The 20,788-nt window shown below is 54.7% G+C and carries 19 protein-coding genes and 1 pseudogene; 13 read left to right on the forward strand and 7 right to left on the reverse strand.

What is annotated here, in order from left to right; all coding sequences use genetic code 11:
- Positions 1-38 precede the first annotated feature (38 nt).
- A complete protein-coding gene (gene hslR / locus AC6R0S_RS11725; protein ID WP_334554939.1) occupies positions 39-425 on the reverse strand; it encodes a ribosome-associated heat shock protein Hsp15 in 387 nt (128 codons plus the stop codon).
- A gap of 374 nt (positions 426-799) precedes the next feature.
- Between hslR and gspC the strand changes: the two genes are divergently transcribed.
- The 12 genes from gspC to AC6R0S_RS11785 all read left to right on the forward strand — a co-directional run bounded on the left by gspC (position 800) and on the right by AC6R0S_RS11785 (position 12,094).
- Positions 800-1,672 carry a type II secretion system protein GspC gene (gspC, locus tag AC6R0S_RS11730; protein ID WP_500637975.1) on the forward strand — a complete coding sequence of 291 codons (873 nt, stop codon included), beginning with the start codon at positions 800-802 and terminating at the stop codon, positions 1,670-1,672.
- A gap of 87 nt (positions 1,673-1,759) precedes the next feature.
- Entirely contained in the window at positions 1,760-3,766 is a 2,007-nt protein-coding gene (gene gspD, locus AC6R0S_RS11735) for a type II secretion system secretin GspD (protein WP_487903089.1), read from the forward strand.
- On the forward strand, positions 3,766-5,256 hold the full coding sequence (gene gspE / locus AC6R0S_RS11740) for a type II secretion system ATPase GspE (protein ID WP_500637970.1): 1,491 nt from the start codon (positions 3,766-3,768) through the stop codon (positions 5,254-5,256). The genes gspD and gspE overlap by 1 nt, the downstream gene beginning before the upstream one ends.
- Complete coding sequence (gene gspF, locus AC6R0S_RS11745; protein WP_500637971.1) at positions 5,256-6,479, forward strand: type II secretion system inner membrane protein GspF; 1,224 nt, start codon at positions 5,256-5,258, stop codon at positions 6,477-6,479. Before gspE ends, gspF begins: the two co-directional genes overlap by 1 nt.
- A gap of 23 nt (positions 6,480-6,502) precedes the next feature.
- Entirely contained in the window at positions 6,503-6,946 is a 444-nt protein-coding gene (gene gspG / locus AC6R0S_RS11750) for a type II secretion system major pseudopilin GspG (protein ID WP_334554933.1), read from the forward strand.
- Positions 6,946-7,536: a prepilin-type N-terminal cleavage/methylation domain-containing protein gene (locus tag AC6R0S_RS11755; RefSeq protein WP_500632559.1), complete on the forward strand. Its 591-nt coding sequence runs from the start codon at positions 6,946-6,948 to the stop codon at positions 7,534-7,536. The genes gspG and AC6R0S_RS11755 overlap by 1 nt, the downstream gene beginning before the upstream one ends.
- Positions 7,537-7,552: 16 nt before the next feature.
- A complete protein-coding gene (gene gspI, locus AC6R0S_RS11760; protein ID WP_500632566.1) occupies positions 7,553-7,933 on the forward strand; it encodes a type II secretion system minor pseudopilin GspI in 381 nt (126 codons plus the stop codon).
- Positions 7,920-8,573, forward strand: a complete 654-nt coding sequence (gene gspJ, locus AC6R0S_RS11765; protein WP_500630700.1) for a type II secretion system minor pseudopilin GspJ — start codon at positions 7,920-7,922, stop codon at positions 8,571-8,573. The genes gspI and gspJ overlap by 14 nt, the downstream gene beginning before the upstream one ends.
- Positions 8,560-9,585, forward strand: coding sequence for a type II secretion system minor pseudopilin GspK (gene gspK, locus AC6R0S_RS11770; protein ID WP_500637972.1), 1,026 nt, complete (start codon positions 8,560-8,562; stop codon positions 9,583-9,585). Before gspJ ends, gspK begins: the two co-directional genes overlap by 14 nt.
- Positions 9,545-10,786 (forward strand): type II secretion system protein GspL, encoded by a 1,242-nt coding sequence (gene gspL, locus AC6R0S_RS11775; protein ID WP_500630701.1) that lies wholly within the window; start codon positions 9,545-9,547, stop codon positions 10,784-10,786. Before gspK ends, gspL begins: the two co-directional genes overlap by 41 nt.
- 44 nt (positions 10,787-10,830) lie before the next feature.
- Entirely contained in the window at positions 10,831-11,322 is a 492-nt protein-coding gene (locus AC6R0S_RS11780) for a type II secretion system protein M (protein WP_500628058.1), read from the forward strand.
- 4 nt (positions 11,323-11,326) lie between these two features.
- Complete coding sequence (locus tag AC6R0S_RS11785) at positions 11,327-12,094, forward strand: type II secretion system protein N (protein WP_500630702.1); 768 nt, start codon at positions 11,327-11,329, stop codon at positions 12,092-12,094.
- Positions 12,095-12,238: 144 nt separating this feature from the next.
- Here AC6R0S_RS11785 and envZ read toward each other — a convergent pair whose 3' ends face one another.
- From envZ to AC6R0S_RS11805, 4 genes and pseudogenes are all read right to left on the reverse strand, one after another.
- Positions 12,239-13,555, reverse strand: a complete 1,317-nt coding sequence (gene envZ, locus AC6R0S_RS11790; protein WP_487903068.1) for a two-component system sensor histidine kinase EnvZ — start codon at positions 13,553-13,555, stop codon at positions 12,239-12,241.
- Positions 13,556-13,633: 78 nt separating this feature from the next.
- The gene (ompR, locus tag AC6R0S_RS11795; protein WP_500626432.1) at positions 13,634-14,353 is read right to left on the reverse strand and encodes an osmolarity response regulator transcription factor OmpR; all 720 of its coding nucleotides are present in this window, start codon (positions 14,351-14,353) and stop codon (positions 13,634-13,636) included.
- A gap of 164 nt (positions 14,354-14,517) precedes the next feature.
- Complete coding sequence (gene greB / locus AC6R0S_RS11800) at positions 14,518-15,003, reverse strand: transcription elongation factor GreB (RefSeq protein WP_500637973.1); 486 nt, start codon at positions 15,001-15,003, stop codon at positions 14,518-14,520.
- 43 nt (positions 15,004-15,046) lie between these two features.
- Positions 15,047-16,997 (reverse strand): annotated as a pseudogene (locus AC6R0S_RS11805) (putative ATP-dependent zinc protease).
- A gap of 240 nt (positions 16,998-17,237) precedes the next feature.
- Between AC6R0S_RS11805 and AC6R0S_RS11810 the strand changes: the two are divergent.
- Positions 17,238-19,565, forward strand: a complete 2,328-nt coding sequence (locus tag AC6R0S_RS11810; protein WP_500637976.1) for a Tex family protein — start codon at positions 17,238-17,240, stop codon at positions 19,563-19,565.
- Positions 19,566-19,695: 130 nt separating this feature from the next.
- On the opposite strand, the gene AC6R0S_RS11815 is transcribed toward AC6R0S_RS11810, so the two are convergent.
- Positions 19,696-20,166, reverse strand: a complete 471-nt coding sequence (locus tag AC6R0S_RS11815) for an ATP-dependent Lon protease (protein WP_334554907.1) — start codon at positions 20,164-20,166, stop codon at positions 19,696-19,698.
- Between the two features lie 275 nt (positions 20,167-20,441).
- On the reverse strand, positions 20,442-20,788 hold a 347-nt coding region (locus tag AC6R0S_RS11820; RefSeq protein ID WP_500637974.1), incomplete at its 5' end, for an alpha/beta hydrolase family protein.

Raw genomic sequence — 20,788 nt, forward strand, 5'->3', positions numbered from 1 at the left:
TTCCTCGTAAATTTTTGCCTTGCTGGTGCGGGTAGACATTATTGATGTTTAAATTTGATGATGTCGCGACGCTGCTTTTTATCCGGGCGACGATCTGGGCTTGGGTTGTGAGCATGAAGCTTACGACGCAAGGCATTGTCTTCGCGCTTGGCGATACTTTCTGTGGTTTCACTGTATAGAGTTTGCGCTTCAGGAGCGCCGCGGCGTTGATCGGAAATCTTCTCGATCACCACGGTTTTCTCTTCCGTACCTTGGCGCAGAGTGATGACAGCGCCAAGTTCCACCGCTTTACTCGGTTTACTGCGCTGGCCATTATAGTGAACTTTGCCACCATCGACCATGTTTCGTGCAATCGAGCGTGTTTTGTAAAATCGAGCCGCCCAGAGCCATTTATCCAGCCTGACGACATCTGTTTGGGAACCCATTGTGGTTTTTACTCTCTAATAAGCGTGCATGAACGTCATCGTCTCTTTCTTGGCTCTGTATTGAGATGAAAGAGGTGAAAAAGGCGACCTCATGTACGAAAAACATCGAAGTGGGATGCCGATGACCTGGTCACGGCATAACCGATTCGTTAACAATGGTGATGGAGATCCGATTTTTCAAGCAAATCGGCAGATTTTCGTGCGTTCAGAGCGTGCCCAGAGGCATTGATAGTGAGCCCATAGCAAACTTTGATACAATGAGACCCGTTTTAACTCCCTGCATAGAGTCGTTTTTCCCGAATATCAGGACTCCCAGGTGCAGACAATAAGGAAATTGAGTGGAATTTTCGGCAACTCGGCTGTCGCAACTCGGCATGTCGCTCAAAAACAGTCAGGTTCAAGCAAAAATCAGTCGCGGCCTAACCGTTGTGCTCTTGGTGGTGTGCGCTTGGCTGGCGGGCGAGCTGGTCTGGTGGATGGTGGACTCGCCGAGTGTGGTGTCACGCTCCATTCGCGCCAGTGGTGAAGTCACCCGAACTGCGCCAGAGCGCTTAAACCTCTCCTCTCTGCAAAATAGCCACCTGTTTGGCCGCTACACCCAAGAGACCCCAACCGAGGCGGCGCCGATTCAAGAAGCGCCCAAAAGTCGTCTCAATTTGGTGCTGGTGGGCGCGGTGGTCAGCTCCAACAGCGAGAAGAGCTTGGCAGTCATCGCCAACAAGGGCCAGCAAGAGACGGTCGGCATCGGTGAAGCCATTCAAGGTACGCGCGCCAAGTTGGTCCAAGTCCACAGCGATCGCGTCATCATCGACAACGCGGGGCGCAATGAAACCATCATGCTGCAAGGCATCGACTACTCTGCGCAGTCGGCGCCTTCTTCCTCTTCATCGAAAGGGGCCTCTTCTTCCTCATCATCGAGCCATCGAGTGGACATCTCCCCTGATACCTTAGAGCGTATCCGAGAAGAGATACGTCAAGACGCCAAACAGGTGTTTCAGTACGTGCGCATGTCGCAAATTAAAGAAGGTGATGACGTGTTGGGTTATCGCCTTTCTCCGGGTAAAGACCGAGAATTGTTTGATGAGGTGGGTTTGCAAAATGGCGATATCGCGGTGCAGATCAATGGCCTCGATCTAAAAGACGCCGCGGCAATGACACAGGTGTTCAACGCTTTGTCTGAGTTAACGGAATTGACGCTCACCGTAGAGCGAGAAGGCCAACCCTATGAGATTTATATTGAATTATAAGACTTGCCCAGCGGCGCGAGTCACAAGGAGAATAATGTGAAGCAGTGGCTTGAGAACGTTTTTTGTGGGCTCTTTTTTGGTGGGGACATGAGAATTAAGCGCAGTGCTTGGCTGTTAGCAGCAAGCTTGTTGACCCCACTGGTGAGCGCCAATGATTTCAGTGCCAGCTTTAAGGGTACGGACATTCAAGAGTTTATTAACATTGTGGGGCGAAACTTAGAAAAGACCATTATCGTGGATCCAGCGGTACGCGGAAAAGTCGATGTGCGCAGCTACGACATGTTAACCGAAGAGCAGTACTACCGTTTTTTCCTCAATGTGCTCGAAGTGTATGGCTTTGCCGTGGTGGAGATGGAGAACGGCGTACTCAAAGTCATTCGCGCAAAAGACGCCAAAACCTCGGCTATTCCAGTGGTGGGTGATGGCAGCGTGCAAGGTGACGCCGTGGTCACTCGCGTAGTGGCCGTGCGCAATGTCTCGGTGCGCGAGCTCTCGCCACTGCTAAGACAGCTCAATGACAACGCTGGTGCCGGTAACGTGGTGCACTACGACCCTGCCAACATCATTTTGATCACCGGACGCGCCGCCGTGGTTAACCGCTTGGCGGACATCATCAAACGCGTCGACCAGGCGGGCGACAAAGAGATCGAAGTGGTGGATTTAGCCAACGCTTCTGCCGCAGAGATGGTGCGTATTGTCGATGCGCTGAATAAAAGCGCCGATAAAAACACCCCAGCGTTTTTGGAGCCTAAGTTGGTGGCAGACGATCGCACCAACTCGATTTTGATCTCCGGCGATCCGCAAGTGCGTGAACGCCTGCGCCGACTGATCAAGCAGCTTGACGTGGAAATGGCGTCGAAAGGCAACAACCGCGTGGTCTACCTCAAATACGCCAAAGCCGATGAAATGGTTGAGGTGCTCAAAGGCGTGTCGGCCAACCTGCAAGCGGAGAAAAACGCTGGCAGCAACAGCAATTCTCAGCGCAATGACGTGATGATCGCTGCCCACCCGGGGACCAACGCGCTCGTGCTCACCGCGCCGCCAGATATCATGAACGCGTTGCAAGAGGTGATTTCACAGCTGGATATTCGCCGCGCGCAAGTGCTGATTGAAGCACTGATTGTTGAAATGGCAGAGGGCGATGGCATCAACCTTGGTGTGCAATGGGGATCGTTGGAAACCGGCTCTGTCATCCAGTATGGAAATACAGGGGCTGGCATCGGTGAAGTGATGGTCGGGTTGGAGGAAGCAAAAGATACCACCACCACCACAGCAGTATATGACTCAGATGGCGACTTTTTGCGTAATGAGACCACTACGGAAGAAGGCGACTATTCTACGCTGGCCTCGGCACTCTCTGGCGTCAATGGCGCAGCGCTCAGTGTGGTGATGGGCGACTGGACGGCGCTGATCAGTGCGGTATCGACTGACTCCAACTCCAACATTCTCTCCTCACCGAGCATTACCGTGATGGATAACGGCGAGGCCTCGTTTATTGTTGGTGAAGAGGTGCCGGTGTTAACGGGCTCTACGGCCGGTTCGAACAACGATAACCCATTTCAAACCGTCGACCGTAAAGAGGTCGGCATCAAACTCAAAGTGGTGCCGCAGATTAACGAAGGTAACTCAGTGCAGCTCAATATTGAGCAAGAGGTGTCCAACGTGCTTGGTGCCAATGGCGCGGTGGATGTGCGGTTTGCCAAGCGCCAGCTCAACACGTCCGTAATGGTCGAAGACGGTCAGATGATTGTCCTCGGCGGTTTGATTGATGAGCGCGCGCTAGAGAGCGAATCGAAAGTGCCGCTGCTGGGCGACATTCCGTATCTTGGCCATCTGTTCAAATCGACCAGTACCCAAGTGGAGAAAAAGAACCTGATGGTGTTCATCAAACCGACCATCATTCGCGATGGCATGACGGCCGATGGCATCACGCAGCGTAAATACAACTTCATCCGTGCTGAGCAGCTTTATAAAGCGGACCAAGGTCTTAAGCTGATGGACGATGCGCACATTCCTGTGCTGCCAAAATTTGGTGATGAGATCCGCCATCCGGTGGAAATCCAAGCCTTCCTTGACCAAATGGATGTGCAGTAATGGAGAGACCGTCCGTTCGTCGCTTGCCGTTTAGTTTTGCCAAGCGTTTCAGCTTGGTGTTGGAAACCGAGCAGACCGAGTCACCTGGCTTGGTGCTCTATTATGTTGAACCGCTTGCGGTAGACGCCCTGCTCGAAGTGAATCGCGTGGTCGGCGAGCCGTTTGGTATGCAAGCGGTCAGCAGCAGTGAGTTTGAACAGCGTTTAACCCGCGCCTACCAGCGCGACTCGTCGGAAGCGCGCCAGTTGATGGAAGACATTGGCGCGGACAGTGACGATCTCTTCTCGCTGGCTGAAGAGCTGCCGCAGGATGAAGACTTGCTGGAGTCAGAAGACGATGCGCCGATCATCAAACTCATCAACGCCATGTTGGGTGAGGCAATCAAAGAGGGCGCGTCGGATATTCACATCGAAACCTTTGAGAAAAGCTTAGCGATCCGTTTTCGCGTCGATGGTGTACTGCGTGATGTGTTATCACCCAGTCGCAAACTTGCGCCCCTTCTGGTCTCACGGGTTAAAGTGATGGCGCGGCTCGACATCGCGGAAAAACGCGTGCCTCAAGATGGGCGAATTTCCCTGCGTATCGGTGGCCGCGCGGTCGATGTGCGTGTCTCGACTATGCCATCGTCGCACGGCGAGCGCGTGGTGATGCGTCTTTTGGACAAAAACGCCACGCGATTGGATCTGCACAGCCTTGGTATGACCAAGGCCAATCACGATGATTTCCGCCAGCTCATTGGTCGCCCACACGGCATCATTTTGGTCACCGGTCCAACGGGCTCAGGTAAATCTACCACCTTGTACGCCGGCTTAAGTGAAATCAACAGCAATGAGCGCAATATTCTGACAGTGGAAGATCCGATCGAATTTGATATCGACGGCATCGGCCAGACGCAGGTCAACCCGAGAGTGGATATGACCTTTGCGCGCGGCTTGCGCGCCATTTTGCGCCAAGACCCGGATGTGGTGATGGTCGGCGAAATTCGCGATCTCGAAACGGCGCAAATTGCCATTCAAGCTTCATTGACTGGCCATTTGGTGATGTCTACCTTGCACACCAATACCGCCACAGGGGCGATTACGCGTCTGCGTGATATGGGCATTGAACCGTTTTTGATCTCCTCCTCGCTGCTTGGGGTGTTGGCTCAGCGTTTGGTGCGCACCCTGTGCCCATCGTGTAAAGCGCCCTATCAGGCTGACGCGCAAATCAAACAGTGGTTTGCGCTCGGCGAAGACGAGAACCTCACGCTGCATAAAGCCGTCGGCTGTGAAGCGTGCAACTTTAAAGGCTATCGCGGCCGAACCGGGATCCATGAGCTGCTGCGGGTCGATAACGAGGTGCAATCGCTCATCCATGATGACGCGGGCGAGCAAGCGATTGAGAAAGCCATTCGTGCCCGCACGCCAAGCATTCAACGCGATGGCCTTGAGAAAGTCAGACAAGGCATCACGACGCTTGAAGAGGTGTTGCGTGTGACCAAGGAAGCGTAATGGCGGCATTTGAATACAAAGCGTTAGACAGCAAAGGCAAAACCAAAACCGGCGTGCTCGAAGCCGATACAGCGCGCCAGTTGCGCTCGCGGCTAAAAGAGCAGGGTTTGGTGCCGATGGAGGTCAAAGAGACGCGGCAGAAAAACGCCAAGCAAGCCCATTCAGGGCGCAGCGGTTTTCGTCGTGGAATCAGTACTCCAGATTTGGCGTTGATCACCCGCCAGCTCGCCACTTTGGTGCAATCGGGCATGCCCCTTGAGGAGTGTTTGCGCGCTGTGTCTGAGCAATCAGAAAAAGCGCGCATTCGTTCGATGCTGCTTGCGGTGCGCTCCAAAGTGACCGAAGGGTACACCTTGGCCGACAGCTTGGCGGACTTTCCTCATGTGTTTGATGATCTGTTTCGCTCTATGGTCGCGGCGGGGGAAAAATCGGGCCATCTGGACTCCGTGTTAGAGCGCTTGGCGGATTACGCCGAAAATCGGCAGAAAATGCGCTCGAAACTGCAGCAAGCGCTGATCTACCCTGTGGTGCTGGTGGTGTTTGCCATCGGCATTGTGGCGTTTTTGCTCGCGGCGGTAGTGCCGAAAATTGTCGGTCAGTTTGTCCAGATGGGCCAAGCACTGCCGCAATCGACCCAGTTTCTGCTCGCCTCAAGCGAGTTTGTTCAGAACTTTGGTCTCTACTTATTACTCGTGATTGTGGCGCTGGGCTACGTCATCAAGCTGGCGTTAGCCAAGCCAAGTGTTCGTCTGGCTTATGATCGAAAACTGATTGGCCTACCGATGATTGGCAAAATCAGCAAAGGGCTCAATACCTCGCGTTTTGCCCGCACATTGTCGATTTGCACGTCGAGCGCGATCCCGATTTTGGATGGCATGAAGGTCGCAGTGGATGTGATGAGCAATCGCTACGTCAAGCAGCAAGTGACCCTTGCTGCTGATAGTGTGCGCGAAGGGGCAAGCCTGCGTCGCGCACTCGAGCAGACCAAACTGTTCCCACCTATGATGCTGCACATGATCGCCAGTGGTGAACAAAGTGGTCAGCTTGAAGGCATGCTGACGCGCGCCGCCGACAACCAAGACGCCAACTTTGAATCTATGGTGAATATTGCTCTGGGCATTTTTACTCCGGTACTGATTGCGCTGATGGCGGGATTGGTGCTGTTTATCGTCATGGCGACGTTAATGCCCATTTTAGAAATGAATAATTTAATGGCGGGATGATCCCGCACTCGGAGAGAACAACAATGACAAACAGAATCAAAAAACAGTCGGGCTTTACGTTATTAGAAGTGATGGTCGTCGTGGTGATTTTGGGGATTTTAGCCAGCTTTGTGGTGCCTAACCTGTTAGGTAACAAAGAGAAGGCGGATCAACAGAAAGCGGTCACAGACATCGTCGCCTTGGAAAACGCACTCGACATGTACAAGCTTGATAATAGCGTCTACCCGACCACAGATCAGGGGCTAGAGGCGTTGGTCAGCAAGCCATCCAACCCGGAGCCGCGTAACTACCGTGAGGGTGGCTACATTCGCCGTTTGCCAAGCGATCCTTGGGGCAACGACTACCAATACCTAAGCCCAGGTGACAACGGCAATATCGATATCTTTACCTTGGGCGCCGATGGCCAAGAGGGCGGTGAAGGCATCAATGCCGACATTGGTAACTGGAATATCCAAGACTTTCAATAATGCGTCAACGCGCTCGCGGCTTTACCTTACTTGAAGTCTTGCTGGTGGTGGTGATCGCCGCGCTGTCATCGGCGGCGGTGGTCTCCACCTTGGTCAGTCGCAGCAGTGATGAGGCAAAAAAGCAGGCCAGCGCCGCGTTTCATCGCCTGCAACTCCTCAACGAAGAGGCGATGCTGGCGGGGAAAGATTACGGTTTGTGGGTCGATGAAAAGCGCGGCCGCTATCGTTTGGTAAGCTTAACCGCGAAGGGGTGGCAGCGTCTAGACGATGGCCAAATTCCGGCAGAGACGGAGCTTGGAGAAAACTTGGCACTCAAGCTCACGATGGGCGGCTCGGCGTGGCAGGACGAAGATCGCCTGTTTCGCCCCGGCAGCTTGTTTGATGACGACCGTTTTGCAGACCTTGAAGAGAAAGACGCACTACCGACGCCGCAAGTCTTTATTATGTCGAGCGGTGAAGTGAGCCCGTTTGAGCTCGCGATTGCGCCAAAGGCCAGTAGCGGCCAGTGGTCACAAGAGGCCGCATGGCGCGTGATCGCCAAAGAGAACGGCCAAATTGTGCTGCTGGCGCCGGGAGAGAGCGATGAGTAAACCACGCGCGATGATGATGACACGGCGATTTGCGGCTGCTCGCCCCGCTACCGCGCGCGGTTTTACCTTGCTGGAAGTGTTGGTCGCGCTTGCCATTTTTGCGACGGCGGCGATCGCCACAGTGCGCTCGGTCAGTCAGCACATCAATACGCTAAGTTACATCGAGGAAAAGACGTTCGCTGCCATGGTCGCCGACAACCAAATGGCCAAAGTACATTTAGCGGGCGTGAAGCCCAGCGCGCAAAAGGGCACTACTCAGTTAGCGGGGCGCCAATGGCAGTGGCAAGTGGTGCCAGTAAGCACCACCGGCGATCTGTTGGCGGCGTTTGATGTCAAAGTATCACTGGGCGCGCAAGCCGCGCCGATCGTGGTGGTGAGAAGCTATGTGGCGCTCTAGACAAGCAAGCCGAACACAAGGTTTTACCTTGATTGAGGTTTTAGTAGCGATGGCGATCTTTGCCAGTTTGAGCGTCGCGGCCTATCAAGTGCTCAATCAGGTGCAGCGCAGCAATGCGCTCTCAGAGCAGCGCAGTGCGCGCCTCGGAGAATTGCAGCGTAGCCTTGTCTATCTCGACAATGATTTTCGCCAAATGGCGCTGCGCCAAACGCGCACCGGCGGCGATTCGCCCTCATCTACCCTGATCGCTTGGCAAGATAACTTGCTCGACAGTGATGAAAAGGGGGTGATGTTCGCGCGCCTGGGTTGGTTTAACCCGCAGCAGCAGTTCCCGCGCGGCGAGGTGACCAAAGTGGGCTATCGCATCCAAGATGGCGTATTACAACGAATTTGGTGGCGATACCCAGATACGCCCACCGGGCAGGCGGGCATCGTGATGCCACTGCTCGATAAGGTCGAGCAGTTTGATTTACGCTTTTTTGATGGCAGTGAGTGGCAGCGTGAATGGCGTGCCAGTAACCAGTTGCCGAGTGCGGTGGCACTCACCTTAACGCTGGAAGATTATGGTGAGATAGAGCGCATTTATTTGACGGGTGGCGGCACATTGGCGGGCGTAGGAGAGAGCGATGAGAACGGCTAGCTCGCAGCGCGGCGTCGCCCTGATTGTGATCCTACTGCTGCTGGCAGTGATGGTCAGCATTGCGGCCAGCATGGCGGATCGGCTCTTTTCTCAGTTTCGCCGTGCCAGCAGTCAGCTCGATTATCAGCAGGCGTATTGGTATAGCTTGAGTGCAGAGGCGCTTGCGCGGGCGGGCATTGAACAAAGCTACCAAGATAGCGACACGGTCAATCTCTCGCAGCCTTGGGCGATAGAAGAGCAAACCTATCCGCTCGATTTTGGCACGCTGCGCGGATCACTGACCGACGGGCAAGCGTGCTTGAACCTCAATGCGCTCTACGCGGTTGTGCAGACGGCCAACTCCAACGCCACGCCCTATTTGGTTGAGGTGTTGCAAACCTTGCTCGAATACCTAGAGGTGGAGAGTTATCAAGCGCAGGCGATCGCGGAGTCGGTGTGGGAGTTCATTGATGAAGACACCACGGTGAATACCTCTTCCGGTGTGGAAGACAGCTACTATGAGTCGATGTCGCCAGCCTACCTGACGGCCAACTCTTTACTGGCGGATGCCAGCGAGCTGCGCGCGATTCATCAAGTGAGCGCAGAGGTGATGACGAAGCTGCGCGGTCATGTGTGCGCGCTGCCGACCAGTGATTTTCGCCTCAACATTAATACGCTGGATGCGCGCCACAGCGCGCTGCTTGCGGCCATGTTGGCGCCCAGTTTGAGTGTCGAACAAGCTAAAAACGTCATCGACAATCGCCCCTATGATGGCTGGCAATCGGTCGACGAATTTTATGCCGAGTCGGCGCTCTCTTCGGTCAGCGCCGATGTGAAAAGTCAGGCGAAAGGCTATTTGGATATCGATAGCCGTTATTTTGAAATGGATGCTGAACTGCTGGTCAACGACTCGCGCGTGCGAGTGCGGAGCCTGCTGTATAGTGAAAATCGTGAAACTGCAACGGTGATACGCCGTCGCTTTGGAGGTATCGGTGAACGAGAGTCTGATCGTTCGACTGAGTCACAACCCTAATGCCGCTGTTCAATGGTTGGTCTGGTCTGCGAGCGAGCGGGCCGTGATCGCCAGTGGCGAACTGGCCAACTATTCCCAGCGTGACGCGTTAGCGCAATACGCTAAGGGGCGCGCGACGACTGTGCTGCTCTCTGCGGCCGATGTGGTGCTCAAGCAGGTTGAAATCCCGGCCGGCGCTGGGCGTCAATTTGAGTCTATGCTGCCTTATTTGCTTGAAGATGAGTTGGCGCAAGATGTCGATGAGCTGCACTTTGTTGTGCTGGCTAAACAAGGCAATCAAGCGCACGTGTGCGCCGCGCCGCGTGTTTGGCTGGCGAGTGTGCTCGATGATCTGCGTGAGCTTGGCTGCTCGGTGCGCAAAGTGCTGCCGGATGTATTGGCACTGCCGAAGGAGACGCCGCTGTGCGCCGCGCAAATTGGTGAGCAGTGGCTGATTGGCAAAGGTCAGTGGCAAGGCGTCTCGGTAGAGGCAAGCTTTTTACCTTGGATTACCGCCTCTGATTGGGTCAAAGATAGCGCTGGCGAGCCTTTGGCGCTGACTGCGCTTACCCCACTGCCTGAGTCTGTGATTAAGGCGCATCCCGCTTGGCAAGATTGCGTTTGGGAAAACGAGGAGGGCAAGCTCGTGATGCAGGTGCTCGCCGAGCACGCCTTACTCAGCCCAGTTAATCTATTAACCGGTGCATTCAAGCCTAAATCGTCACTCGGCAAATATTGGCGCGTCTGGCAAGGCAGTGCCATGGCCGCGATGCTGCTACTGGCGCTGATTTGCGTCGACAGTGTGCTGAAAACCGCGCGCTTTGAAACACAAGCCGATGCGTATCGCAACGAGAGTGAGCGTCTGTTTCGTGAGGCACTACCGGGGCGCACGCGCATCCCGACCGTCAGCTATTTAAAACGGGAGATGGAGCGAGAAGCGGCGCAACTGTCCGGTGGCAGCAGTGAAACGGTCTGGTTAGAGTGGATGGTGCAACTGCCTGATGCGGTTAGCAAAGTGCCGGGTTTGAGCTTGACCAGTATCAAGTTTGATCGCAATCGCAAAGAAGTGCGCCTTGAAGCGCAAAGCGATGATTTCCAAAGTTTTGAGCGTGCCAAAGCGCAGCTTGAATCGCGTTTTAAGGTTGAGCAAGGGCAGCTCAGTCGCAGTGGCGAGCGTGTCAACGGCTCGTTTGTTTTAACGCTACGTGACGGCCAGTCGTAAGGAGAGTCATGAAAGCACGTTTTCAATCGAGCCTTGCGCCGCTATTGGCGCCGCTTAGTACCAAGCTGAGCGCATGGTGGTCCGCCATTACCCCGCGTGAGCAGCGCCTTGTGATGGTATGCGCGGGCCTTGTGATGGCGGGCGGCCTATACTGGGGCATTGTCGAACCCTTGACCACGCGCGCAGAGCAGGCAGAGCTTAGGCTGCAAAGCGAAAAGCAGTTATTGGGCTGGGTCGAAGATCAAGCCGAGACGATCGCGAGTTTGCGCGCCGCCGGTGGGCGCTCGGTATCAACCTTACCGCTGAATCAGGCGGTCTCCTCAACGGCGAAGCGTTTCAACGTCGAGTTGGTGCGCGTTCAGCCACGCGGTGAGGAGCTACAAGTGTGGATAAGCCCAATGCCGTTCAACCAGTTCGTCAGTTGGATTGCCTTTTTGCAAGAGACCCACGGCGTGCACGTCACCGCGCTTGATCTCGATAGAGGCAAGCAAGAGGGCGTAGTGGATGTGCGTCGCTTACAGTTGGTGAAGGGGTAGAGGGATGAAAAAACGGCTTCTGCTCGGCGCAGGTTTACTGGGTGTATTTGGCTTGAGCGCGTTGGTGCACATGCCGGCATCGTTTGTTTATCACACCTTAGGTCAGTATGCCGCTATCCCAGCGCAACTGCGTGTCGATGGCATTCAAGGCACCCTTTGGCAAGGGCGCGCGGCGCAAGTGCGTTGGCAGCGCTACGATTTGGGCGCAGTGAATTGGTCGCTTGATATCGGCGCGCTTTTGAGTGGCCGCCTACAAGCGCAAGTGCGCGTGGGCCAAGGCGGCGGCCTTGTCGTGGGGCGTGGCACACTGGGTCTCAATCGCCAAGGCGCATTCGCACAAAACGTGGTGGCCAGTCTCTCCGTTGAGAAAATCACACCTTGGCTACCTCGCCCGCCCGTACCACTCGATGTGCAAGGGCGGGTGGAGTTCAATATCCAGCACTGGGATTATCAAGCGCCATGGTGCCGCTCGGCGAAAGGCAGCGTGGTGCTCAATACGCAAGGCGTCGGCACGCCCATCGCCGAATTAACCACAGGCCCTGTTGTCGCGCCGTTTACTTGTCAAGACAGCGCGCTTAGCGTCGCAGGTAATCAGCAAAGCGATCAGGTCGAGAGCGCTTTCACGCTCGATCTCACCCCCGATCGCCGCTACCAAACCCGCGCCTGGTTCACACCGCAATCCAACTTCCCCCCAGCGCTCCAAGAGCAGCTAAAATGGCTCCCCGCGCCAACGGACGGAAAGTACGCGTTTGAATATGGGGGGAGGTGGTGAAGTTTTTAGTTCCTAGTTCCTAGTTCCTAGTTCCTAGTTCCTAGTTCCTAGTTCCTAGTTCCTAGTGCCTAGAGGGTGATTTCTAGAAGCTAGGTGATTGTTTTCTCTAGGAACTAGGCACTTGTTTTCTCTAGGAACTCCCCCCTAAACACCTTTAGTTCGGACCGGAAAACTCAACTGCACTTTTAATCCGCCGCCGCTGCGGTTATTGACGATCACCGAGCCGCTGTGTTGGCTCATGATACGTTTGACGATGGCAAGGCCCAGTCCGGTGCCTTCGCTGCCTCGGGCGGTGTCGCCGCGGGTAAAGGGTTCAAATAATTTGCCGATGTCGCTTTGCTTGATGCCGGGGCCGTTGTCTTCAATCGATACCCAGGCCAGTTTGCTGTCGGCGGTCATGCCGGTTGAGATTTTCACCCAGCCGTTGCCGTAGCGGACGGCGTTGACCACGAGATTGCTGATCGCACGTTTAATGGCAATCGGGCTACCGCTGATCGGCTTGAGCGCAGGGTGCCAGTGGGTGTCAATTTCCATCTCATAGCCGCCCTCTGCGCTGGCGACGTCACTGGCAATCTCATTGAGTGCCACCTCAACAAACGACTCTTTATTCACCGGTTTAAGGTAATCCATAAACTGGCTGATGATTTCGTTGCACTCTTCGGTATCGCTGATGATACCTTCAGCCAAGTAGCTGTCTTCTGGCGACATCATTTCAGTGGCAAGGCGAATGCGCGTCAGCGGCGTGCGTAAATCGTGGCTGATCCCCGCCATCAGCAGCGCGCGATCTTCTTCGAGCGCCTGAATTCCCTTCGACATCTGATTAAACGCCCGGGTGACCGAGCGGATCTCTGAGGCGCCTTGCTCCACCAGTGGCGGCGGGATTTCACCGCGACCCACCACCTTGGCTGCTTTTTCTAGTGCGATCAGTGGACGGTTTTGCAAGCGAATAAACAGCCAACACCCAGCAACAATCAGCAGCGCCATGATGACGCTGTTGCGAAATAGGGGCGTGAAATCCTCTTCTTGCAGCTCAGAGAGCGGGATGCGCAGCAGCGAGCCGGGCAGGGACTCGATTTTCATCCACAGCACGTAGCTGTCTGTGCCAAGCATCATCCGCACGTCGGTTGCCGAGCCTAGCTCTTGGCTCATCTCTTCGCTCATCAAATCGATGGTCACCGCATGCTCGTACTCCGCAGCAATCGGGCTGTTTTCGGCGTGAATGGTGACACCAAGCTGCTCAAGCACTCGGCGACGCAGCGGCGCGTCCATATCGAGCTCGCTGTCTAAGTCTTGCGTATCGTCGAGCATCAAATTGATCTCATGGCCGAGGATCTTATTGAACTGCTGCAAGCTGGGCATCAACGCATAGTTGAATACGGCGTAGTAGGAGTAGACTTGGCTGGCAATCAGCAAGGTCAGAAAGATGAGAATCGATTGAGTGAATGAGCTGCGAATGCGCATGGAGTTTTCCTAGCGGGTCCGAAAGGTGGCTAGGGGATGGGGAACGCCTGTGGTAGGCGCGCCCCGCTCTCTAGCCGCTTAGGCGTCTTTACCATCAGGGACAAAGACATAACCTAAGCCCCAAACGGTTTGAATGTATCTTGGCTTGCTGGGATCGACTTCCAACATGCGGCGCAGACGTGAAATCTGCACGTCGATGGAGCGCTCCATCGCGGAGTACTCTCGGCCGCGAGCCATGTTCATCAGTTTATCACGCGACATCGGCTCGCGCGCGTTGGTCACGAGCGCTTTGAGTACCGCAAACTCGCCCGAGGTTAACGGCATCGCTTCCTCGCCGCGGTACATTTCACGCGTGCCGAGGTTTAAGCGAAACTCACCAAACTCAACAATCGACTCAGCAGAACTCGGTGCGCCTGGCAGCTCGACCGTCTGGCGGCGCAGCACCGCTTTAATGCGCGCTAACAACTCACGTGGGTTAAACGGCTTAGGCAAATAGTCATCGGCGCCCACTTCGAGGCCCACGATGCGATCGATTTCATCGCCTTTGGCGGTGAGCATCAGAATCGGTAGTGAGCTGCCGGCATTGCGCAGACGGCGACAAATCGACAAGCCATCTTCACCAGGGAGCATAAGGTCGAGCACCATCAAATGAAAGTTCTCGCGGGTTAATAAACGATCCATCTGTTCGCTGTTGGCGACACTGCGTACCTGAAATCCCTGTTCAGACAAGTAACGTTCTAACAATGCACGCAAACGGGCATCGTCATCCACGACGAGGATTTTGTGATTTTCTTGCATGTGTGAATCCACCTATGTCATTCCAATGCGACCGAGTCGATTTGAGTGGGCGCACAGTAAAATGTAACAGAGCGCCGCGCAAAGTGGTGCAAAGAATTGTTAGCGAGTATGACTTTTTTGATATTAAACCGGATCTTAATCGTGGGGTCGGTGAGAGACGCGCATCAACATTCAGGCTTCTGGTAGCTGATGGCGTTGATGAACCACTCTTTGTCGCCCTCAGGGGTGCGAACGGTGAACTCGTCATCGACCTCTTTTTTGAGGAGCGCGCGCGCCATCGGTGAATCAATGGAGATGTAGTCTTTGGCGTCGCCATAAATTTCTTCCGGCCCAACAATTCTGAATGTTTTGACCTCACCCGCTTCATTCTCAATCTCGACCCACGCGCCGAAGAATACTTTACCTTCTTGTTGCGGCGAGTAGTCAACGATGGTCACCTCAGGGAGAAACTTGCGCAGAAAGCGCACTCGGCGATCGATTTGACGAAGCAAGCGCTTGTTGAAGGTGTAATCCGCGTTCTCAGAGCGATCGCCAAGGCTGGCCGCCCAGGTGACTATTTTGGTAATTTCCGGGCGTTTTTCATTCCATAAATGGTCATGCTCGGCTTTGAGCTTTTTGTAACCTTCGCGGGTGATGAGTTTTGTTTTCACTGCTGTAATCCAAGTTATTGAACCGCTTTACCGGCCTATTATATTACTCGCCGCTTGGCTTTTTCGTCACTAGATAGTCATCATCACTGCTGACCACCACGCCATATTTGAGGAAGTTCTTGCCCAAAATCATGCTGTAGTGGAAGCGGTCGCGGTCTTGCAAATTGACGCGAATCTTTTTCTCTAGCTCGCCGAGCTTGACGCGCATTTCCACCACTGGACGCACGTTGGCTTGCTCGCCTTTTTTGGCGCGCACGCTCATCTCATGCACCACCGGCAGGGTGAAGGTCTTTTTATCGCCCTGATCGTTTTCATAGTCAAAACGCACCATGGCTTGACCATCACGTTCAAAGCGCTCGATGTTTTGCGCGTTCAGTGAGGAGACATCAGCGCCGGTATCGAGTTTCACCGGGAAGGTGAGCCCTTCCACTTGCGCGACCTCAATGTGGCCGGCCTTAAACAGCGGGTAGCGGCTGAGTAATTCTTCGCTGCGAGTGTTGATCAGCACGCCACCCTCGGTCATGTTGCGGCCGATGATAAAGTGCTCGTGCGGTTCTTTATCGCCAAGCACCTCAATTGCGTATGGCAGCTCCACCTCTTGCCCTTTTAACATAAACGAGCCAAACACTACTGGGCGTGTGGTCTCCCCAACTTTGAGTTTTTTGTGGATCGGTTTGGAGAACTGCTTGGCCTCGCCCTTGTTGTCATTGAGCCCGCTTTTGCTGTCATTGAGATAATAAGTGACCCACTCTTTGCCTTTTTGTTGATAGGTCTCAAAGCTGGCGACTTTCAATAGCGGTGTGCCCACTGTCCAAGAGGGCTCGGCGGGCAGGGCGATACCATCGAGCAGCAGCGTTTCTTGCCCCGTGATTTGAAGCGCCGCTTGCGCTTGACGACTCGAGAGCGTTTGCGCTTTGCCGGACAATAGATCCGTCGCGCTTGGGTCAATCACAAAGTGCTCGCTGAGCGTCTGTTTACCGAGGCGAATGTCACTGCTCTTGTGGTGGCGATCGGTGAGATACACCAGCCACTGCTGACTCTGTTGCTCGCCGAGAGTGACAGGCACGTAAACCATAGGGCGCGACTTGCCGCTCACCTTAAGCGTGCGAATCACCGGGCGAGAGAGCGTTTTGCGCTCGCCTTGCGGGCCTTCAATCGTAAAACGCACGTGCATGCCATCGTCACTCACGTCAATGTCACTGGCATCGAGCACGCTGTAGGCGGCGTTTAACGAGTAGCTGACGCGCTGCGCCACGCCGTCAATCTCTACGGTTTCTTTGCGGCCAATCAGCTGCGCGCTGTTCCACGTTTGCAGATGGTCGGCGCCGGCAAACACCCAAGCGTGATCTTTGAGGAACGTTTTACCAATCAAGATTGGCGCTGAAAACTGACTGCGATCGGTTAAGTTGACGTCGGTCTCCACCGTCGTGCCGGCGATGGTCAGCGGCACATTGACCGTCGGGCGCAAAATGGGCTCTGCGCTGGATCGGCTGCGAATCACGCCGACACGCTCGAGGGGTAGAGCCAAGGTGACGCGCTCTCCGCTATAGGGGTGAATGATGGAAAAGCGCACGCTGACTTGATACGGCTCAAACACCGCTCGGTTCCAATCGTTGTAATTAATGTCGCGCACTTGCTCGACGTCTTTGACCAGCGCGCGCATCAAGTCTTCATCTTGCCACTGGGCGTAGTCCGGATGTTGGCTGAGAGACGTGAATGTCGATGGCGTGCATCGAGGTGGTGTCCGCGCCGGTGTCAATTTTGCCGGCAAAGGGCACCCCTTCAAGAGCGGTTTGCCCTTGCTCATCTTTGACGCTCAGGGTGACGTTTTCGAGTCGACCGAGCACCAATTTTTCCTCGAGGCGGGTGACGGGCGCATCAGTGGTCGCGTCGATGCGCGTATCGAGCGTGACGTACGCGGCGTCTGCCAGCGCATACGTCGGCGCCAACAGGGAAAGAAGCGTTAAGGAGAGACTGAACCAGAGTTTTTTCATCGCATTTCCATCATGATTAGTGAATGTCACTCGTTGAAATGAGTGAGAGGGGTGCTGAGTGATTAAGTTCGTGACGTTTTCTAGTTCTGACACAATTTTCACACAATTGCCAACCAGTTTGGCGACTATCTTGACCTTGATACTGTTTGAGGTGCGATGCGTCTCGAATGGAAAATCGTTGCATTTCATCGTGCACACCCCAATATATCGCCCATTAAAGAGAAAAATGAGAGCCAACGGATGAGCCAAGCACTCTGCCAATTGATCGCTCAGGAGTTGAATGTTCGCCCTGAGCAAGTCGTGTCTGCCGTCAAGCTGATTGATGATGGCAACACGGTGCCGTTTATCGCCCGTTACCGTAAAGAGGTGACCGGCGGACTCGATGATACCCAACTGCGTACCCTAGATAGCCGCTTATCTTACCTGCGTGAGCTGGATGACCGACGTCAGACCATTCTGAAATCGATTCACGATCAAGGTAAGCTCACCCCGGAGCTGAAAGCGCAGATCGAACAAGCGGACAGCAAAACCCGTCTCGAAGATTTATACCTGCCTTACAAACCTAAGCGTCGCACCAAAGGGCAAATCGCCATTGAAGCGGGGCTCGAGCCGCTCGCCGATGCCTTGTGGCATCATCCTGAACATGACCCGGAGCGTGAAGCGCTGCGTTACGTCGATGAAAGTAAAGGGGTCGCCGACAGCAAAGCGGCGCTCGATGGCGCGCGCGCTATCGTGATGGAGCGCTTGGCAGAAGACGCCAGCTTACTGGAAAAGGTGCGCGCTTACTTAACCCGCCACGCCGAGTTGGTCTCGCGCGTTGTTGAAGGCAAAGAGCGTGACGGTGAGAAGTTTAAAGATTACTTTGATCACCGCGAGCCGCTCGCCAAAGTGCCGTCTCACCGCGCCTTGGCGATGTTGCGAGGCCGCAATGAAGGCTTCCTCACGCTGACCATGGACGCAGACCCTGCCCAGGAAGAGGGCGTGCGTCAATCGTATTGCGAAACCCTCATCGCCGATCACTACGGCTTATCACTGAGTGACGCCCCTGCCGATGGGTGGCGCAAACAAGTGGTGAGCTGGGCATGGCGCATCAAAATTGCCATGCACATGGAAACCGAACTGATGGGCGCATTGAAAGAGCGCGCAGAAATCGACGCTATTGAAGTGTTCGCCACTAACCTAAAAGATTTGTTGATGGCCGCACCGGCAGGCCCGCGCGCGACGCTTGGCCTTGACCCGGGTCTGCGCACCGGCTCCAAAATTGCCGTGGTGGACGCCACAGGTAAAGTGCTGGCCACTGAGACCATCTACCCGCATCCGCCACAAAACCAATACGACAAAGCAGGCCAAGTGGTGGCCGCGCTGGTCAAGCAGTATCAGGTCGATTTGATTGCGATCGGTAACGGCACCGCCTCGCGTGAGACCGACAGCTTTGTCGCCGATCTGATCAAGCGCTACGGATTGAAAGTGCAGAAAATCATGGTCAGTGAAGCGGGTGCCTCGGTCTACTCGGCGTCTGAGCTCGCGGCGAAAGAGTTCCCCGATCTGGACGTATCGCTGCGCGGCGCAGTGTCGATTGCGCGTCGCTTGCAAGACCCTTTGGCTGAGCTAGTAAAAATCGATCCTAAATCGATTGGTGTTGGTCAGTATCAACATGACGTGAGCCAAGCAATGTTGGCCAAGCGTTTGGACGCGGTGGTGGAAGACTGTGTGAACGCGGTCGGTGTGGATGTCAATACCGCGTCATCGGCGCTCTTGACGCGTGTGGCGGGCCTAAGCAGCACGCTGGCGCAAAACATTGTCGAATACCGCAATGAACATGGCCGATTTGATACGCGCAGCGCCTTGAAAAAAGTCGCGCGTTTGGGGCCCAAAGCATTTGAACAGTGTGCCGGTTTCTTGCGCATTATGGATGGCAAAAACCCACTCGATGCGTCAGCGGTGCACCCAGAAGCGTACCCTGTGGTGAAAAATATCGCTGAAAAAAATGGCGTAGCGCTTCAATCGCTGATTGGCGACAGTGCGTTCCTGCGCGATCTGCGTGCGGTGGATTACACCGATGAGCATTTTGGTTTGCCAACGGTGACCGACATCATCAAAGAACTCGACAAACCGGGCCGAGATCCTCGCCCTGAGTTTAAAACCGCGACCTTTGCTGAAGGTGTCAACAAAATCACCGATCTGGAACCGGGTATGGTGCTGGAAGGGGTGGTGTCGAACGTGGCCAACTTTGGCGCCTTCGTCGACATTGGCGTACACCAAGATGGCTTAGTGCATATCTCAGCGTTGACGGATCGCTATGTCGCGGACCCTCGTGATGTGGTGAAAGCCGGCGATATTGTCAAAGTGAAAGTGATGGAAGTGGACGCTGCGCGTAAGCGTATCGGCTTGTCGATGCGTCTTAATGATGAGCCAGGGCAAGAGCGCCGCGCCAATGCGCCGCGTCGTCAGAGCCCATCGAATGGCCGCTCGCGTGAGCATGCCAGCAAAGCGAGCCAAGGCGATAGTGCGATTGGGGGAGCGATGGGCGGAGCCTTTGCCGCCGCGTTCGCCAAAGCAAAGCGCTAACCCCAAACCCACTACCCATAACCCTAAACCCCAAACCCAGCATCACCAAGAAAATCCCCGCCACGGCGGGGAGTTTTTTTTGGCATTTCCGAGCAGTGTTTGGATCTTCCAAGCACAGTGTCGCTCAGTACTACAATACCGCAATGACATCTGACGGCGTATTGGGGGCCACGGCATGACCGTAGTGAAACTTAATCACGGTCCGACGTTTTTCCATTTGGCCTTCAGTTATCGCCGCATCGATTATGCGTTTCGGCAAGCGAAAACGCATGGCGTAGCCTTTACCTTGGTGCTCGCTGTAGCTGGCCAGTGACAGCAGCTCGAACAGCCTATCGAGTCTATCTTTAGGCTCTTCACGAATCGCGGCGTGTGACTCTCCACTCTCATCCATCTCATAGCTCGGATGCTCTGAGGGATCCCAAGAGGCGTCACGGCGGCGCTTATCGTCGGCTTTCACTTTCCGCTCAGCGTTGCTCTTGGCTAATGCCATTGTAGGACCAATCGGCTCGCGAACTTTGTTCTCCCGCGCCGCTTGCTCCGTTTGCACATTAACCGATGGGGCGATGAGTGGAACACTGACATTCGTTGGTGAAACGAGCATAGCTATCTTCCTCACACCCAACCAAATCCTCACCAAATGCGGTGATTTTTTGGTATCGATTATTTATCGACCAGTGAACGGAAAAGTTGAGGGGAAGTTTCTAGTTTCTAGAGGGGAGAGTTCCTAGTGTCTAGTTCCTAGTGCCTAGTTCCTAGAGGGGGACTTCTAGAAACTAGTCACTTGTTTTTCTAGGTACTTCTTTTTCTAGGAACTAGGCACTTGTTTTTCTAGGCACTTATTTTTCTAGGAACTAGGCACTTCTTTTTTCTAGGCACTTACTCCACCCACTCTTTTATGATTTGGCAGAAGTGGTCGAACTCGGTGATAAAGGGCGCGTGTGAGGAGGCGGTGAAGAGGTGGCTGGTGCTGTGTGGCATCAGGGCGCTGACGTCTTTGGCCACTTTGGCGGGTACGAGACCATCGAGTCGGCCGTACAGGCGCAGTGTGGGTTGTGAGATCGCCGCGAGCTGGTGGCGGTAGTCGCAGTCGGCGAGTAAGGTGAGCCCGGTCATCAGGGCGTTTGGATTGGGCGCAGGGCGTGAGAGCACGGCGTGTTTTAACGTCTTGATGTCTTGTCTGGCCGAAGGGCTGCCCATTGCTTGCAGCGCCATAAAGCGCTCGA

It is taken from the genome of Vibrio sp. R15-SG3-ISO1B (genome assembly GCF_059833835.1).

Coding starts and splice junctions, on each gene's coding strand:
- gspG (WP_334554933.1), top strand. CDS start 6,503: ATGACAAACAGAATCAAAAAACAGTCGGGCTTTACGTTATTAGAAGTG.
- gspE (WP_500637970.1), top strand. CDS start 3,766: ATGGAGAGACCGTCCGTTCGTCGCTTGCCGTTTAGTTTTGCCAAGCGT.
- AC6R0S_RS11755 (WP_500632559.1), top strand. CDS start 6,946: ATGCGTCAACGCGCTCGCGGCTTTACCTTACTTGAAGTCTTGCTGGTG.
- envZ (WP_487903068.1), bottom strand. CDS start 13,555: ATGCGCATTCGCAGCTCATTCACTCAATCGATTCTCATCTTTCTGACC.
- AC6R0S_RS11815 (WP_334554907.1), bottom strand. CDS start 20,166: ATGCTCGTTTCACCAACGAATGTCAGTGTTCCACTCATCGCCCCATCG.
- gspD (WP_487903089.1), top strand. CDS start 1,760: ATGAGAATTAAGCGCAGTGCTTGGCTGTTAGCAGCAAGCTTGTTGACC.
- AC6R0S_RS11810 (WP_500637976.1), top strand. CDS start 17,238: ATGAGCCAAGCACTCTGCCAATTGATCGCTCAGGAGTTGAATGTTCGC.
- AC6R0S_RS11785 (WP_500630702.1), top strand. CDS start 11,327: ATGAAAAAACGGCTTCTGCTCGGCGCAGGTTTACTGGGTGTATTTGGC.
- gspK (WP_500637972.1), top strand. CDS start 8,560: ATGAGAACGGCTAGCTCGCAGCGCGGCGTCGCCCTGATTGTGATCCTA.
- gspF (WP_500637971.1), top strand. CDS start 5,256: ATGGCGGCATTTGAATACAAAGCGTTAGACAGCAAAGGCAAAACCAAA.
- gspC (WP_500637975.1), top strand. CDS start 800: ATGTCGCTCAAAAACAGTCAGGTTCAAGCAAAAATCAGTCGCGGCCTA.
- gspJ (WP_500630700.1), top strand. CDS start 7,920: ATGTGGCGCTCTAGACAAGCAAGCCGAACACAAGGTTTTACCTTGATT.
- ompR (WP_500626432.1), bottom strand. CDS start 14,353: ATGCAAGAAAATCACAAAATCCTCGTCGTGGATGACGATGCCCGTTTG.
- gspI (WP_500632566.1), top strand. CDS start 7,553: ATGACACGGCGATTTGCGGCTGCTCGCCCCGCTACCGCGCGCGGTTTT.
- hslR (WP_334554939.1), bottom strand. CDS start 425: ATGGGTTCCCAAACAGATGTCGTCAGGCTGGATAAATGGCTCTGGGCG.